Annotated in this window: 11 protein-coding genes; 5 read left to right on the top strand and 6 right to left on the bottom strand. The window is 67.6% G+C overall.

Annotation, left to right across the window (positions count from 1 at the left end; genetic code table 11):
• Nucleotides 1-79: 79 nt before the first annotated feature.
• Nucleotides 80-1099 carry a rhamnose ABC transporter substrate-binding protein gene (rhaS, locus tag KY496_RS06610; protein WP_219864283.1) on the bottom strand — a complete coding sequence of 340 codons (1020 nt, stop codon included), beginning with the start codon at nt 1097-1099 and terminating at the stop codon, nt 80-82.
• Nucleotides 1096-1956, bottom strand: coding sequence for a DeoR/GlpR family DNA-binding transcription regulator (locus KY496_RS06605; RefSeq protein ID WP_005670401.1), 861 nt, complete (start codon nt 1954-1956; stop codon nt 1096-1098). Before KY496_RS06605 ends, rhaS begins: the two co-directional genes overlap by 4 nt.
• A gap of 361 nt (nt 1957-2317) precedes the next feature.
• Here KY496_RS06605 and KY496_RS06600 point away from each other — a divergent pair, with 361 nt between their 5' ends.
• From KY496_RS06600 to KY496_RS06590, 3 genes are all read left to right on the top strand, one after another.
• Nucleotides 2318-4426: a bifunctional rhamnulose-1-phosphate aldolase/short-chain dehydrogenase gene (locus KY496_RS06600; protein WP_184235772.1), complete on the top strand. Its 2109-nt coding sequence runs from the start codon at nt 2318-2320 to the stop codon at nt 4424-4426.
• A 126-nt stretch (nt 4427-4552) separates the two neighbouring features.
• Nucleotides 4553-5848, top strand: a complete 1296-nt coding sequence (gene rhaI / locus KY496_RS06595) for an L-rhamnose catabolism isomerase (protein ID WP_219864282.1) — start codon at nt 4553-4555, stop codon at nt 5846-5848.
• Between the two features lie 2 nt (nt 5849-5850).
• On the top strand, nt 5851-6174 hold the full coding sequence (locus KY496_RS06590) for an L-rhamnose mutarotase (protein WP_005670405.1): 324 nt from the start codon (nt 5851-5853) through the stop codon (nt 6172-6174).
• A gap of 50 nt (nt 6175-6224) precedes the next feature.
• Here the strand turns inward: KY496_RS06590 and KY496_RS06585 are convergent, their stop codons facing one another.
• Nucleotides 6225-7574, bottom strand: coding sequence for a hypothetical protein (locus KY496_RS06585; protein WP_005670407.1), 1350 nt, complete (start codon nt 7572-7574; stop codon nt 6225-6227).
• A gap of 156 nt (nt 7575-7730) precedes the next feature.
• Between KY496_RS06585 and KY496_RS06580 the strand changes: the two genes are divergently transcribed.
• Together KY496_RS06580 and KY496_RS06575 are read left to right on the top strand one after the other, a co-directional pair.
• Nucleotides 7731-10004, top strand: a complete 2274-nt coding sequence (locus KY496_RS06580) for a DUF6250 domain-containing protein (protein ID WP_219864281.1) — start codon at nt 7731-7733, stop codon at nt 10002-10004.
• A gap of 15 nt (nt 10005-10019) precedes the next feature.
• Entirely contained in the window at nt 10020-11444 is a 1425-nt protein-coding gene (locus KY496_RS06575; RefSeq protein ID WP_219864280.1) for a glycoside hydrolase family 105 protein, read from the top strand.
• A 9-nt stretch (nt 11445-11453) separates the two neighbouring features.
• Here KY496_RS06575 and KY496_RS06570 read toward each other — a convergent pair whose 3' ends face one another.
• The 3 genes from KY496_RS06570 to KY496_RS06560 are packed head-to-tail and all read right to left on the bottom strand — an operon-like array spanning nt 11454 to nt 16406.
• The gene (locus KY496_RS06570; protein WP_219864279.1) at nt 11454-12428 is read right to left on the bottom strand and encodes a glycoside hydrolase family 43 protein; all 975 of its coding nucleotides are present in this window, start codon (nt 12426-12428) and stop codon (nt 11454-11456) included.
• Nucleotides 12425-13714, bottom strand: coding sequence for a rhamnogalacturonan acetylesterase (locus KY496_RS06565; protein ID WP_219864278.1), 1290 nt, complete (start codon nt 13712-13714; stop codon nt 12425-12427). Before KY496_RS06565 ends, KY496_RS06570 begins: the two co-directional genes overlap by 4 nt.
• Nucleotides 13715-13733: 19 nt before the next feature.
• The gene (locus KY496_RS06560; protein WP_219864277.1) at nt 13734-16406 is read right to left on the bottom strand and encodes a Tat pathway signal sequence domain protein; all 2673 of its coding nucleotides are present in this window, start codon (nt 16404-16406) and stop codon (nt 13734-13736) included.

Raw genomic sequence — 16406 nt, 5'->3', positions numbered from 1 at the left:
ATGGGTGCTGCAAACGGATGAAAGGCGCCGCGCGCCGATCATGCAAATCGCATCGATCGCGCGCGGCGGACGGGCCGGGTCAGAACAGCTTGGCGAACTTGTCGACGTTGCCGGCGTTGTAGGTGAACGGCGGGCCGAGGGCGGTTTCGCCGTTGGCGTCCAGGGTCACGGCGCCCAGGCGGCCGACCGCGACGGTCGCGCCAGCGCTGGAAGTCGCCTTGCCGGCCACGAACTGGTGGGCCGCATAGGTGGCGGCGTAGCCCAGGTCGATCGGGTTCCAGATCGCGAATTCACGCACCGCGCCGCTCTTGACGTGGCCGGCCATCTCGGACGGCAGGCCCAGGCCGGTGACGAACACCTTGCCCACCAGGCCCTCGTCGGCCACCGCCTTGCTGGCGGCGACGATGCCGACCGTGGTCGGGGCGATGATCGCCTTCAGGTTCGGGTGGCTGCGCAACAGGCCGATGGCTTCGCGGTAGCTCTTGTCCGACTGGTCGTCGCCATATACGGTCGCCACCAGCTTCAGGCCAGCGTATTGGGGCTGCTCGAGCGTCTTCTTCATGACGCCGATCCAGATGTTCTGGTTGGTCGCCTGGGCCGACGCCGACAGGATCGCCAGCTCGCCCTTGCCGTCCAGTTCCGCCGCCGCCATCTCGATCTGCTTCTGGCCGATCAGTTCCGCGTTGGAGGGATTGAGCTGCATCTGGCGCCCGTCGGGGGCCAGCGCGCTGTCGAACGAGATCACCTTGATCCCGCGCTGCATCGCCTTCTTGGCGATCGGCACCAGGGCGTTCGGGTCGTTGGCCGAGACCACGATCGCATCGACCTTCTGGCTGATCAGGGAATTGATGATCTCGATCTGGCCTTCCGCGCTGGGCGTGGTCGGGCCGGTATAGATGATCTCGACCCCGCCGATTTCGGCGGCGGCATCCTTCGCGCCCTGGTGGGCGGCGTCGAAGAAGCCGTTGCCCAGGCTTTTGACGACCATCGCGATGCGGGTCTGTTCAGGCGCGTCCGCGGCCTTCTTGTCGGCGCAGCCGGCCAGGCCGGCGAACACCCCGACGGCCGCCGCGGCGAGCAGGAGCTGTTTGATCTTCAATGCGAAATCTCCATCAGGGCTGCGGACTGGAAGTCATATTGGGGGCTGTAGCGCGTGGTGCGCAGCGCCGGCATCTCGCCGTCGGGTTCGACGGTGACGACCTTCACGCCATACTGTTCGAGCAGCTGCACCGCCTTGTCGGAAGCGTCGGTGTCGGTGATCACGGTGGACACGCGATCCAGGCCGCACAGGATCAGGCCGGCCTTGCGCGCGAACTTCGAGCTGTCGGCCAGCACCACCAGTTCCTCGGCCTGGCTGATCAGGCGCTTCTCGGCCTGGATCAGCAGCGGGTCGGCTTCCATCAATCCCAGCAGAGACAGGCCGTAGACGCTCATGAACATCTTGGTGGCATAGTGGTGCTGGGTGATGTCGTTGTCGAACGGCGAAAGGATGACGTTCTGCTCGCGGTACACGCGCCCGCCCGGCACGATGATCTCGTTCTCGCTCGAGACCAGCAGGCGCTCGGCCATCAGGAAAGAGTTGGTCAGGATCTTGAGCTGCTTCTCGGTGAGGAACTCGGCCATCATGAAGGTGGTGGTGCCACCGTTGATGATGATCGTCTCGCCGTCGTTGCACATGCCGGCTGCATGGCGGGCGATGGCACGCTTGCGCGAGGCGAAGCACTGGATATTGTTCTGGAACGTTTCGCTGGTCAGCGGGAACTGGCGCGTCTTGGGCAGCAGGTTCTCGGCGCCGCCCCGGGTGCGAGTGAGCAGGTTGCGTCCCGCCAGCCAGCTGATGTCGCGCCGGACCGTCGCCGGGGACGCATTGAGCCATTCGACAAGCTGCTGGACCGTCGCCGTCTGGTGCTCGGCAAGCAGTTTCAGCAAACGCTTGCGGCGTTTGTGATTCACCATATTGTGTCTCCTCCGTAAGCCGTCTGGTTGTGTGCGGCATGGGACCCGTCGTTCCAGGCCTCTTGTGGGCAGGAATCGCGGGGTGTTCGAAAAGAGTAGTTTCTAGATGCAATATCGTCAATCACCAAATGATCAATTGACTGATTATTTCCCGGCGCTGCAGCGCACAAATGCGCAAATCGCTCAAGTCGGTGATTGATTCTTACTTGGTCAGCAAGTTGATTGTTTCCGCGTTGACACCCCGTGGGCCGCTGCTTTCTACTGTCTGCCGATGCCGTAGCGCTGCCCGGGCAGCATGCGGACGCAGGACATGGATGAGACGCATCGATTCGATGACAAAACAATCAACTAGGAGATACAGATGGGCGCCTTGAGCGAAACGAAGCAGCGCGAACCGATCACCTCGCGCTGGGATGAAGCCGTTGCCGCCACCTTGAGTGAGCCGGAACTGCTGCTGTACCGGTCCAACCTGCTGGGTTCCGACCTGCGGATCACCAATTTTGGCGGCGGCAATACCTCGGCCAAGATCGACATGGTCGACCCGCTGTCGGGCGAGCAGGTCGAGGTATTGTGGGTGAAGGGTTCGGGCGGTGACCTGGGCAGCATCAAGCTCGATGGCTTCTCGACCCTCTACATGAGCAAGCTGCATGCGCTCAAGGCACGCTACCGCGGCCTCGAACACGAAGACGAGATGGTCGGCTACCTGCCGCACTGCACCTTCAACCTGAACCCGCGCGCGGCCAGCATCGACACGCCGCTGCACGCGTATATCGCGCGCCGCCACGTCGACCACATGCACCCGGACGCCTGCATCGCGATCGCCGCCTGCAAGAACAGCAAGGAGCTCACCGCGAAGATCTTCGAGGGCGAGCTGGGTTGGCTGCCGTGGCAGCGTCCCGGCTACGACCTGGGCCTGAAGCTGGAGGCCGTGTCGCAGGCCAATCCGCAACTGAAGGGCATCATCCTCGAAGGCCACGGCCTGTTCACCTGGGGCGACACTTCGCAGTCGTGCTACGAGACCACGCTGGCGATCATCAAGCGTGCCGAGGATTGGCTGGCGCAGAACGTCCAGCAGCCGGTATTCGGCGGCCCGGCCAGCCCGATCCTGCCGGCGCCCGAGCGCGCGGCGCTGGCGGCGCGCCTGATGCCGCTCCTGCGCGGCAAGATCAGCAAGGACGAGTACAAGCTGGGCCACTTCGACGACAGCGACGCCGTGCTCGAATTCGTGAGCAGCGCCCACCTGGCGCCGCTGGCGGCGCTGGGCACCTCGTGCCCGGATCACTTTTTGCGCACCAAGATCCGCCCGCTGGTGCTGGACTTCGACCCGGGCGCGCCCGATTTCGAGCGCCTGGCCGCGAGTCTCGACCAGGCCCTGGTCGACTACCGCGCCGACTACACCTCCTACTATGAGCGCTGCAAGCGCGCCACCAGCCCGAAGATCCGCGACGCCAACCCGATCATCTACCTGATCCCGGGCGTGGGCATGCTGTCCTTCGCCAAGGACAAGGCCACCGCGCGCATCGCCGGCGAGTTCTACGTCAACGCCATCAACGTGATGCGCGGCGCGAATGGCGTCGACACCTATGTCGGCCTGCCGGAACAGGAAGCCTTCGACATCGAGTACTGGCTGCTCGAGGAGGCCAAGCTGCAGCGCATGCCCAAACCGAAAAGCCTGGCCGGCCGCATCGCGCTGGTGACCGGCGGCGCCGGCGGCATCGGCCAGGCGGTCGCGCGCCAGCTGCTGCAGGAGGGCGCCTGCGTGATGCTGACCGATATCGATCCCGAGGCCCTCGAACAGGCCGGCAAGGACCTGGCCAAGGTGGCAGGCAAGGACAGCATCGGCACCGTGCGCGCCAACATCACGAGCGAGGAAGAAGTGGCCGGCATCCTGGAAGCGGCGGCGTTGCGCTTCGGCGGCCTCGACCTCCTGATCTCGAACGCCGGCATCGCCTCGGCGGCGCCACTGGACGAGACCACGCTCGACATTTGGAAGCGCAACCAGGACATCCTCGTCACCGGCTACTTCCTGGCCACCCGCGCGGCTTTCCGCATCATGAAGCAGCAGGGCCTGGGCGGCAGCATGGTCTTCGTGGGCAGCAAGAACGGCCTGGTCGCATCGGCCGGGGCCTCCGCCTACTGCACCGCCAAGGCGGCCGAACTGCACCTGGCGCGCTGCGTGGCGCTGGAAGGGGCCGAACACGGCATCCGCGTCAACGTCGTCAATCCGGATGCCGTGATCCGCGGCTCGCGCATCTGGGACGGCAAGTGGAAGGAAGAACGCGCCGCCTCCAACAAGATCGAGGCCGACGACGTCGAGGAGTTCTACCGCAAGCGCAGCATGCTGAAACTCTCGGTGCTGCCGGAGGACATCGCCGAAGCCGTGTACTTCTTCGCCAGCGACAAGTCGGGCAAGAGCACCGGCAACATCCTGAACGTGGATGCCGGCAACGCGGCCGCCTTCACCCGCTGACTACGCTGCCGACTGCGGTCGATACGCTAAGATAGCGGGACATCACAACAAGCCGGGACGCAAACCCTCCAGGGCGCGCGTCACCGGTCATCGGCGGCTTATGCCGCCTGCATCAAGGAGACGAGTATGACAAGCGTTATCGACGCCGGCCTGGTCGCGGACCAGAACGCCAAACTGGACGCGCAGCTGCAGGCCGACTACGAGGGATTGGGCGGCATGCTGGCGCGCCGCGGCCTGGACATCGACCGGTTGACCGCGCTGGCGCAGAGCTTCGCCGTGGCGGTGCCCAGCTGGGGCGCCGGCACCGGCGGCACGCGCTTCGCGCGCTTCCCGGGCCGCGGCGAGCCGCGCAATGTGTTCGAGAAGCTGGAAGACTGCGCCGTGATCCACCAGCTGACCCGCGCCACCCCGAGCGTGTCGCCGCACTTCCCGTGGGACAAACCGACCGACGCATCCGAGCTGCGCGAAACGGCGCAGGCGCTGGGCCTGGCCTTCGACGCGGTCAATTCGAACACCTTCCAGGACCAGCAGGGCCAGGCGCAGAGCTATAAGTTCGGCAGCCTCACGTCGACCAGCGCCGCCGTGCGCGCCCAGGCGGTGGCCCACAATATCGAATGCATCGAGATCGGCCGCGCGATCGGTTCGCAGGCGCTGACCGTGTGGGTCGGCGATGGCGCCAACTTCCCCGGCCAGCATAATCTGCGCGGCGCGCTCGAGCGCTACCTGGACAGCATGCGCGAGATCTACGCCGCGCTTCCCGCCGACTGGAACGTGTTCATCGAGCACAAGCTGTTCGAACCGGCGTTCTACGCCACCACCATCGCCGACTGGGGCACCAGCTTCGCCTGCGCCACCGAGCTGGGACCGAAGGCCAAGTGCCTGGTCGACCTGGGCCACCATGCGCCGAACACGAATATCGAGATGATCGTGGCGCGCCTGGCGCAGTTCGGTAAACTTGGCGGCTTCCACTTCAACGACAGCAAGTATGGCGACGACGACCTGGATTCCGGCTCGATCAACCCGTTCCAGCTGTTCCTGGTGTTTAACGAGCTGGCCGATGCGGCGCGGCGCGAGGGCGACGCCTTCAAGCCGGCCTATATGCTCGACCAGTCGCACAATGTGACCGACCCGATCGAGAGCCTGATGAGCAGCGCGGCCGAGGTGCAGCGCGCCTTCGTGCAGTCGGCCCTGGTCGACCGCGCCGCGCTGGCGGCTCTGCAGGAGCAGAACGACGTGCTGGAGGCCGCGCAGACCCTGAAGCGCGCCTTCCGCACCGACGTCAGCCCGATCCTGGCGATGGCGCGGGTGCGTGCCGGCGGCGCCGCCGATCCGGTGGCCTGCTACCGCGCCAGCGGTTACCGCGACCGCGTGGCGGGCCTGCGTCCGGTCAAGGCCGGGGCCAGCAGCAGCGGGATCGTCTGACCATGACCGTTCACGCCACGCGGGCGTTCCGCATGAAGCTCAAGGCCGGCAACGAGGCGGAATACCGGCGCCGGCACGACGCCATCTGGCCCGAGCTGGCCGCGCTGCTGTCTGGCGCCGGCATCCACGATTATGCGATCTTCCTCGACGAGGCGACGCTCGACCTGTTCGCGGTGATGAAGCTGCACCCGGGGCATGAGCTGGGGCCGCTGCCCGACCATCCGGTGATGCGCAAATGGTGGGATTACATGGCCGACCTGATGGAGGTCGAGCCGGGCAACCGGCCGAAGGAGTGGCCGCTGACCCAGGTATTCCACCTGGCTTGAACCCGATTGGTCCCGCGGCCTGGCATTGCCAGGCCGTTTTTCCGTTTGCGTCAGCGCGCCGGGAAGCTGCGCTCGAGCCAGGCCTTCGGCACCGGCACCACCACGATATTCATCGAGCGGCCGTCCTCGGACAGCATCGCTGACTGGATCTGGATGCGGGTGCCGTCGGCATTGAAGGTCGGGTGTGGATGGTCGGCCGCGGTGGTCTTGTGGCCGGTGGTGAGCAGCATCATCTCGCGGTTGCGGCGGTCGATCAGGTAGACGCTGCGGCTGAAGTCATCGCCCACCGCGAAGCGGCCATCGCTCGAGCCGTGCACGTGCCACAGGCCGCTGCCCGATTCGGTCTGGCCGACGATCTGCATCTGGCGCGTGCGCAGGTTGACGATCGCCAGGCCGGTCGGCTTTTCGCGGGTGCCGGTGGCGCCCCAGCCGTCGTCCTGGCCCGGATTGGCGCCGCCGACGTCGGTGGCCGGGCCGGCCACCGAGGCCGCCGCGCCGGGAATCGCGCGGTGGCCCATGATGGCCATCGCCACCTCGTCCTTCGTGATCACCGCCTCGTGCGTGACCCATTCGTACGGCGCTTCCGGATACAGCGGACGCAGGCCGCTGCCGTCGGCGCGCACGGTCCAGGTGCGCTGCGGCGACTTGCCGCCGGTCTCCCAGCAGAACACGATCTCGCCCGGATTCCACAGATTGGCCTGGATGTGGCCGACCTGGAACGGCACCGACACCACGTGTTTTATTTCGCCGGTGCGCACGTTGAGGCGCGCGATGCCTTGCGGGCCGGCGCCCATCTTGCGCGGGCCGAAGGCCGGCTCGATCTTCGTGCCCGGCGCCAGGTGCCTGGCCGCCTGGCCGGGGCCGACCTTGAAATAGACCCATTCCTCGTCGGCGTCGAGCGCCAGGTCGCCGCCGGCTTCCAGTTCGGCCGGCAGGTTCGAGACCACGCGCTGGTAGGTCGCCGCGGGCTGCATGCGCCTGGCGGCGCTGTCGGCCAGCACGCGCGCCAGGTCGGTTTCGACGATCTGCAGGCCAGCGTCGCCTTTGCGCATGTAGTACAGCTTCATCGACTTCTGCGCCAGGTTCAGCATGCCGGTGTAGCCGCCTTCGGTCACCTGCACCAGGTCGCCCGTCTCTTCGTTCACCGCCAGCGCCTCGCTGCCGGCCAGCCGCGAGCGGAACACCAGCCACTTGCCGTCGGCGGTCCATTGCGGGTGGGTCGGGTAGATCTTCGAATCGCCATGCGGTTTGCTGGTCAGGAAAGTCAGTTCGGTGCCGGTGACCGGATCCTTGACGAGCTTGCGCTCGGAAGGAAAGCGTTTGCCGATCTGGGCCGAGGCGTCGGCGCACAGCAGCAGCGCGACGGCCAGGCCGATCGCGGAATGGATGAGGGGTCGCATGAGGGTGTCTCCGTCTTGTGGATGTTGTCCGCTCATTGTTACAGTACGAGTTGCTCATTTCCAATCATATTGCTGATTCTTTCTGCGGTTTGACCGCCATGGCTGATCGCGCCGCATAGAATCTGCCTATAACAACGACCGACGGAGACCGTGGCAATGACTGTTTCGCGCGCCCTGCAGCGGATACTGGTATGGCTGGCGCTGGCCTGCGTCATGGCATCAAGCCATGCGCAAGGCCCGGCCGCCGCCGTGAATACCGACCCCGCGCGCGCCCGGGTCGTGCTGCCGGAACCGGCCAACCCGGCCCTGCCTTCGATCATCCTGATCGGCGACTCCACCGTGCGCAACGGCCACGACGACGGCCAGGGCAAGGGCGCGCAGGGGCAGTGGGGCTGGGGGAATCCGCTGGCGGCCCACGTCGATGCGGCGCGCGTCAACCTGGTGAACCGCGCCGTGGGCGGCCTGTCCAGCCGCACTTATATCAGCAGCGGCCATTGGGAGCGCACGCTGGCCCTGGTCAAGCCGGGCGACGTCGTCATCATGCAGTTCGGGCACAACGACGCCTCGCCGGTCAACGACGACAAGCGTGCGCGCGGCACGATCCGCGGCGTGGGTATTGAATCCACCGAGATCGACAACCTCCTCACCGGCCAGCGCGAGACGGTGCACAGCTACGGCTGGTATTTGCGCAAATACATCGCCGACATCCGCGCGAAGGGGGGAATGCCGGTCGTCGCCTCGCTGGTCCCGCGCAAGGCGTGGAACGACGATGGCGGCAAGGTGCGCCGCAACCGCAACGATTACGCTGGCTGGGCGGCCGAGGTGGCGCGCAGCGAACAGGTGGGCTTCATCGACCTGAACGAGATCGTGGCGGGGCGCTACGACGCGATGGGACGTGACGCGGTCATGGCACTGTTCCCGGCCACCGTGCCGGACGAGCGCGTCCATACCAACTGGGCCGGCGCGGTGCTCAATGCCCAAGTGGTGGCGCTCGAGTTGGCAAAGCTGGGCCACCCGCGCATGAAGACGTTCCTGAAACCGGTGGACGACGTGCGGCCGGTGGTCGATGCGCGCACCGTGCGCGACGAGGTTGCGCGCGATCCGACCTTGCCGACCCTGTTCCTGGTCGGCGATTCAACCGTCAAGAGCGGTGGACAGAACGGGGCGATCGGCTGGGGCGAGCGCATCGCGCCGTATTTCGACGCCGGCAAGATCAATGTGGTCAATGCCGCGATCGGCGGCCGCAGCAGCCGCACCTTCTTCACCGAGGGCCGCTGGGAGCGGGTCAGGGCGCAGCTCAGGCGCGGCGACGTGGTGCTGATCCAGTTCGGTCATAACGATGGCGGCCGCATCGGCGATCCGGCGTCGAAGAATCGCGCCTCGGTTCCCGGGATCGGCCCGGAGACGGTCGAGGACACCCGCCCGGACGGCAGCGGGGAAGCGGTGCACAGCTTCGGCTGGTATATGGGGCGCTACGTCGCCGACGCCCGGGACAAGGGCGCCATCGTGGTCATCGCCTCGCCCATTCCGCACCGCGACAAGTGGCAGCATGAACGCGACTTCGCCAACTTCGCCGACTGGGGCCGGCAGGTGGCTGCGGCCGGCGGCGCCCACTTCATGGACCTGACGATGCTGATCTCGGACGCCTACCGTGAGGTCGGGGCGGCCACCGTCGACACCTTTTTCTCGGACGCCCGCACGCATACCAACGCCGCCGGCGCCGAATTCAATGCGCGCCGGGTCGTCGCCGGCCTGGCCGCGCTGCCGGGCGATCCGCTGGGCGCCTATTTTTCGCCACGGGCCTGCGTGCGCTGGGGCGAGCGCGGCGCCTTGCTCCATCAGGACGATTTCAATGGCCCCTTGACCGGCTATGTGAGCGAGTATGCGCGCAAGCCCGGCAATGTCGTCGCCAACCGCGACGGACGGCTGTTGATCGACGTCGATTCGGGCGCCACCGTGTGGCTCGACAAGCCTTTGTCAGGCAACCTCCTGATCGCCTACACGCGCCGGGTAGTGATGGACGGCGGGCCGAACGACCGCCTGTCGGACCTGAACCAGTTCTGGATGGCGCGCGATCCGGCGCGCGACACGCTGTTCACCCGCTCCGGCAAGTTCGAGGACTACGACGACCTGGAACTGTACTACGCCGGCATGGGCGGCAACGGCAACACCACCACGCGGATGCGGCGCTACAGCGACGGCAAGCGCGAGCTGGTCGCCGAGCGCCTGGGCCGCGACTTCCTGCTCGAGCCGAACCGCGACTATCGCGTCGAGATCGCGGTGCGCGATGGCTGCACGCGCATGCGCGTGGACGGCCGAGACCTGTTTACGTATTACGACCCGCGGCCGCTCACGCGCGGGTATGTCGGTTTTCGCACCACGTGGTCGCGCCAGACCATCGCCGGACTGACCATCCACCAAATCCAATAAAAGGAGACACAAGCAATGCAATCATCCAAGCCGCGCCACACCCTGATGGCCATACTCGTGGCGGGCCTGTTCCCGTTTTCGCTGGGCGCGATCGCCCAGGACGCGCCGCCGCCGCAGGAAAAAGGGCCGGCCCCGGCCGACGCCATGCTGCATGCGCTGGAGGTCACCTATCCGACGCCGTACCGCGCCATGGAAGCGGCCGAGGTCAAGGCCGTGCTCGACCGCGTGTTCGCCTACCTCGACCGCACCACGCCGGCGGAGCTGATCGACAAGACCACGGGCGCCGCCATCACCGACGTAACGAAGGCCAACCCGAACGCGGTGCTCAAGCCCGGCGACTTCCGCCTGACCAGCTACGAGTGGGGCGTGACCTATATCGGCATGCTGGCCGCGGCCCAGGCCACCGGCGACGCCCGCTACCAGGACTACGTGACCAGGCGCCACACCCTGCTGTCCCAATTGACCCGCGCCTACCTGCCGGTAGTGAAGGCCGATGCGCAGAGCGCGCATGCGCCGATCAAGAGCTTCCTGAACCCGCACGCGCTGGACGACGCCGGTGCGCTGTGCCACAGCTTCATGAAGGCCAAGGTGGCCGGCTCCAAGGTCGATTACGGCCAGATGATCGGCGTGTGCGGCGACTTCGTCACCAACAAGGAATACCGCCTGAAGGACGGCACGCTGGCGCGCGGCGGCCCGGACGGCAAGGGCGGCCGCAAGATGCGTCCGCTGCCGGACACCCTGTGGCTGGACGATATGTTCATGGGCGTGCCGACCATGGCCTACCTGGGCAAGACCACGGGCGAGGCCAGGTACTACGACGACGCGGTGCGCCAGGTGCAGCAGTTCTCCAAGCGCATGTTCAACCCCAGGCTCGGCATCTACATGCACGGCTACGTCGAGGGCAAGCGCGATCATCCCGAATTGCGCTGGGCCCGCGCCAACGGCTGGGCGGTGATGTCGATGGTCGAGGTGCTCGAAGTGCTGCCCAAGACCCACAAGGGCTACAACGCCGTGCTCGAACAGCTGCGCGCCCACATCCGCGGACTGGCCGGCTACCAGAGCCGCGACGGCTTCTGGCACCAGCTGATCGACCGCAACGACACCTATCAGGAGACCTCGGCCACCGCGATCTATGCCTACGCGATCGCGCGCGCGGTCAACCGCGGCTATGTCGAACCGGAGATGTATGGCCCGATGGCCAACCTGGCCTGGAACGCCGTGGCCAGCAAGGTGACGCAGAATGGCCAGATCGAGGGGATTTGCGTCGGCACCGGCATGGCCTTCGACCCGGCGTTCTATGCTTATCGCCCGACCAGCGTCAAGGCGGCGCACGGATATGGTCCGACCCTGCTGGCCGGCGCCGAGATCATCGAGATGAACAAGAAGTTCAAGTTCGGGCTGAACGATAGCGGCCTGATGTTCCAGGGCGGCCGCGACTGACCCTCTTCCTCAGGGCGTCAGCGCCCTGAGCCTTTCCACCAGGCTGGCCGGGGCCGCGAACGCGGTCCCGTGGCGCATCTTGCGCGGAAAGCGCATGCGCGTGCTGACGTCTTCCCAGTGCAGCATGTCGCGCGAGCGCAGCGCGCCGTAGTGGCCTGCGGTGTAGGCGTCGAAGTACAGCAGCACCTCGTCGCCGACCTGCAGCGCGCTCGGCCCCTCGGCCCACAGGCCTGCCGGCGTGACCGGCGCGCTCAATGGCCCGAACGGGCCTTCCAGGCTGGCGGCCTGTGCGACCCGCAGGTATTTGCGCGGCGGATGGCGGGTCTCGTCCTTCACCACCAGCCAGTCGTGCCCGAGCGCCCGCACGAAGGTGGCGTCGATCACCGAGAAGCCAGGATCGTAGAACAGCCGCGTCGGCGTGAAGCTGGCGAAATCCTTCGTGGTGGTGGCGTAGATGCGGTGGTCGTACTTGTTGTCGCCGGCGGCCTCGCCGCCGGCCTCGGTATGCGGGAAGCGGCCCGGGATCGTCGACGACCACAGGATCAGGAAGTGGGCGCGTCCGGCGTCGTAGAATATTTCTGGCGCCCAGGCGTTGAGCGCGCCCGGTTCGTGCGCCATCACCGGCAGGCTGCGCTGGTTCGACCATCGCACCAGGTCGGGCGAGGAAGCGTAGCCGATGCCGGTATCGTTCCAGCCGCTGGTCCACACCATATGGAACATCCCGTCCGGTCCGCGGGCGATGCACGGGTCGCGCATCAACCTGGTCGGGCCGACGGTGGGCGCCAGGAAGCTGGCGCCGCCGCGCAGCGCCTCCCACTGGTAGCCGTCGCGGCTCGCGGCGAAATGCAGGCCGTCGGCGCCATTGCCCAGGAAGTAGGAGAACAGGTAGGCCTGGTCTTCGGTGGCCCGACTAGCCGACAGCGGGCCGGCGCATCCGCCGAGCAGGCCGCTCGCCAGCAGGGCAAGGGTGGTGCGGCGCCTCATCGAGCAGCCCCGGTGGTCACTTCGCGCTGCCCGTCGTCGCCGAGCGGCCGTGCTTGCGTGCGGCCGGGGCTGGGCGGCGCCCTGAAGCCGGACACCGGATCGGGATGGGCCGGGTCGAAACGGAAGTCGGGGACGAGGTGGGCGGCCAGCGCAAGCTTCGCCTCGCGCATGCCCAGCGCCACCGCCTTGGCCAGCAGGTAGCTGCCATATGGGTTGTGGTGGGTGTTGTCCAGCTTTCCAGGGGCGGGCGAGGCAAACGCCGCCTTGGAGCCTTCCACGCCGAGCGCGGCGTACAGGGTCTTGCTCATCGCATTCAGGTCGATGAAGGGCACATCCAGCTCTCGCGCCGACTGGCGCGCGGCTTCGGCGTAGTCGCTGAGCGTGGGCCTGACCTGGCCCGCCGCGTCGAAGGCGCGGCGCTCGACCGGCGAGACGATCACCGGCAGGCCGCCGCGCGCACGGGCCATGTCCACATGGGCCTTGATCTCGGCCTTGTAGGTCGTGAATGGGCCGCTGCGCCCGTCCTTGACCTGCTTCTGGTCGTTGTGCCCGAACTGCATCAGGAGCAGGTCGCCCGGCTGCATCATGCTCAGGATCTTGTCGATGCGGCGGCGCGCCAGCGAGTCGCGGTAGGTCTCGCCCGACTGCGCGTGGTTCGACACCGCGACCTGGGGACCGAAGAAGCGCGGCAGCATCTGGCCCCAGCTGTTGTACGGTTCGCCCGGCTGGTCGCTCACGGTCGAGTCGCCCAGCAGGAAGATGGTCGGCACCCTGGCCGGCACGATCTCGATGCGCTGGACGGCGTCTGGCTCGCCGTTCAATTCCAGGGTGAGGCGCTCGTCCCAGTTCCAGGCCTCGGACTCGGTCTCGCGCGGCGCCTTGAGGGCGACCGCGCCGGCCGCGACGCCAGGCACGGGGGCGATGCGCGCAGTGCGCACATTGGCGACGAAGGTGCGCAGCACGCGCTGTCCGGCCGCCGCCGGCACGTTCTCGAGCATCAGCCGGCGCAGCTCGGATTTTATCGTGGTCGCGGTCGGCTGCGTGGCATGGCCAAGCACGACGGTGACGGCATAGTTGCCCTCCGGGAGGCGGACCGAGAAATAGTGGCCGCCATCCTCGAAGCCGTAGCCGCGCGCCGCGTCGTAGGGCGCGCCAGGCGCGACGCGGGTGTGGCCGGCGGGCGCCTCGGCGTCGCCGAACACGAACCGGGTCGGCGCGGCGGCGTGCACTTGGGCGGCCAGCAGCGCGCCAGCCGCCAGGTAGCATGCATGGAAAGTGTGGGTCATGGCGAATCGCATCGAAGGGTCAGAGGGCGTCACCGATCAGCGCCAGGTTCTGGATCGCGGCCAGGCCCCATTGCGCGGTGTCGTTGGTCGTGGCCCACGGCACTTCCATGACCGGATTGAGCGTGGCCGCGCCAAGGACCCTGGTCGCCACGAAGGGCGGATAAGGGCGGGCGTGCGCGAACTCGGCCCAGGCGCGGCGCGCCAGCGCCGGGTCCTTGCGGCGCCAGGCCGCATACGCCGTCAGGCGCGAGTGGCCGATTACCAGCACGTCGGAGCCGCCATGCGGCTTGCCCAGGCGGCGCTGCTGCTCGTCCTTCGGCGCGTTGTACAGGGCGCAGTAGTCGAGCCAGGCGCGTTCGAAGGCCTGGTCGCCGGTAAGGGCGATCAGCTCGTCGAACACTTCCACCGCGCCAAACACGGCGTTCAGGTGCGAGGCCTTGACGCTGTCGCCGGCCATATTGTGCAGGCGACCGGTGCGGGGCTCGTAACCCATGCGTTCGCCGCTGAAGAAACCGTGCGGCATGGCCGCGATGTCGCGCATGCCGGTCAGGATCTTGTCGCGGTAGCGGGTGTCGCCGCTGCGTTCCCATTCGGTGAGCCAGTTGGCCGCCAGCGAGGCCCAGTCGGTGCCGAAGCTGGCGCGCACCGGATACGGGCCCTTGGACGGCTGGTTCGGGAGCTTGCGCACCGGGTCGACGGCGTCCAGGCGCAGGTCGGCGTCCAGCAGCTCGCGCATGACGTCGCCGGTGCGCTCGTCGGCCGTCAGGTAATAGTACATGCGGCGGTAGACCGCGGTGCTGATGCGCACCTGCTTGGCGCTGCAGCCCCAGTGCTGGACGTTGTGGCGCGTGCCCAGCCCGGCGAAGCGGCCCAGGTGGTAGGTGTCCACATCCGTGGTGTGGCGCACCATGGCTTCGCCCATGCGGAAGATGTCGGCGCGGCCGCTGCGCAGAAAAGCGTACCACAGCCACAGGTCGGGCGAGAGTTCCGAATTGGCCCAGGCATAGCCGCCGACGTCGTAGCGCCATTCGTGGCGATCGGTGTCGTAAGTGTGGCGCACGTCGCCATGGTCCCAGAAGCCGTACCAGCGGCGCTGCTCGACCTCGTCGCGGTAGAAGGCGAAGTTGGCGTCCAGCCTGTCTTCGATGTGCGCCTTGGCCGGGGTCGAGCGGTCCGGCAGCGCATACAGGTTGCCGAAGGCGCGCGTGGCCAGGATGTGGGCTGGCGCCGCGCACAGCTGCGGCGGCGACTGCACATGGGCCGCCATGCGCACCAGCTGCTCGCGCGCCGGCGTCGTGTCCAGCGCCCACAGCGTGAATTCACTGCTGCGCGCCACGCCGACCGGCGTGCCGAAGCCTTTTTCGTAATCCTCGTAGGTGACGTCCAGCGCCTGCAGCTCGTCGGCATGGGTCTGCATGCCCATGCCGTCGTGATAAAAGCGCAAGTCCATCGCCGGCGCATCCGGCGCCCAGATCCACAGCGTGACCTGGGCGGCGTCCGTCTGCGCGTTGCGGATGTCGAGCTGGGTCGGATGGCGCTGCCAGAAGTCGCGCATGCCGAAGGCCAGGCCGCCGCTGGCGCCGCCGATATAGCCCAGGCCCGGCGCGCGCCGGCCCCAGGCCGCGTCGATCCAGCCATGGCCTGCCTTGGTCCGCTTGCGGATGCGGAAGCTGTCGGGAGAAAGCTGCGCCAGGCTGTAGTCACCCCAGGCCGGGATCAGGTGCAGCGACTTGTTCACGCGCTCGGCGATCGGCGGCACCGCCTGGCCGGCCAGCTGCGCCTTGCGCACCGCTTCGCCGGGATCGCGCCGCAAGCCGGTGAGATTGCGCACGCCCTCGGCCCACAGGCCGCCAGCCTCGCCGCCGAAGCGCACGTGGCGGTCGTGCGGAGCGTCGACCAGCGGCACGTCGAAGCGCAGGCCGAGGCCGCGCACGAAATCCTTCTGCTCGTCGCCGTCGAACACGAAGGTGTGCATGATGCGCACCGATTCGGCGCCGGCGTAGAAATACAGGCGTAGCGTGAACGGCAGCCAGGAACGGTCGCCATCCCGGGCGCGGTGCATGCCCTCGACTTTTGCCACGCAGCGCACGGGTCCGCGCTGTTCGAGCGTGACGCGCTGCAGCCGGCTCTCGTAGGCCGTCTGCCGGGTGCTGCCGTCAGGGCTGTCGTCGCTCAGGGCGACCAGCTTGCCGGCGCGCGCGATCTCGCGCCCTCCACGGCGCAGGCTGCGCACGATGTCGGCGCCCTGGCGCGGGATGGCGCACTCGATGACGCCGGTGTCGATCACGATGGCGTCCGGGCTTTCCCTGACCGTCACTTGCTTGCCGCCCGTGGCGCCGGAACTGCCGGGCCGCAGGCGCAGGCGCTCCGGCGCCGCATCCATCGGCGGCAACGCGTGCGCGCTCCACTTCAGCGAACCGTCCGGCCAGTAGGCCAGGGGCCAGCTCTGGCAGGGCAGGTCTTGCCCGTCGCCGGACAGGACGAAGGCCTGGTCCCTGGGGAGCGCGCCGCGTGGCCAGGGCACGCCGAAGGTGGCGCCGGTCAGCAAGGCAGGCCTGCCTTCGAGCCAGGATAGATCCACGTTGCCCGGTGCGGCCGGCGCGGCATCGGCCTGGGCCGCGTTCAGGCCCAGCGGCAAGGCGGCGGCCAGGGCTCCGGTCTTGAAGAAGCTGCGGCGGGACAGCGGCGCCAT

This window comes from Massilia sp. NP310, from assembly GCF_019443485.1.
In the GTDB taxonomy this organism is placed as follows: Bacteria; Pseudomonadota; Gammaproteobacteria; order Burkholderiales; family Burkholderiaceae_D; genus Telluria; species Telluria timonae.
The sequence above is the reverse complement of the archived record's forward strand: the minus strand, read 5'-3'. Positions and strand labels throughout refer to the sequence as shown.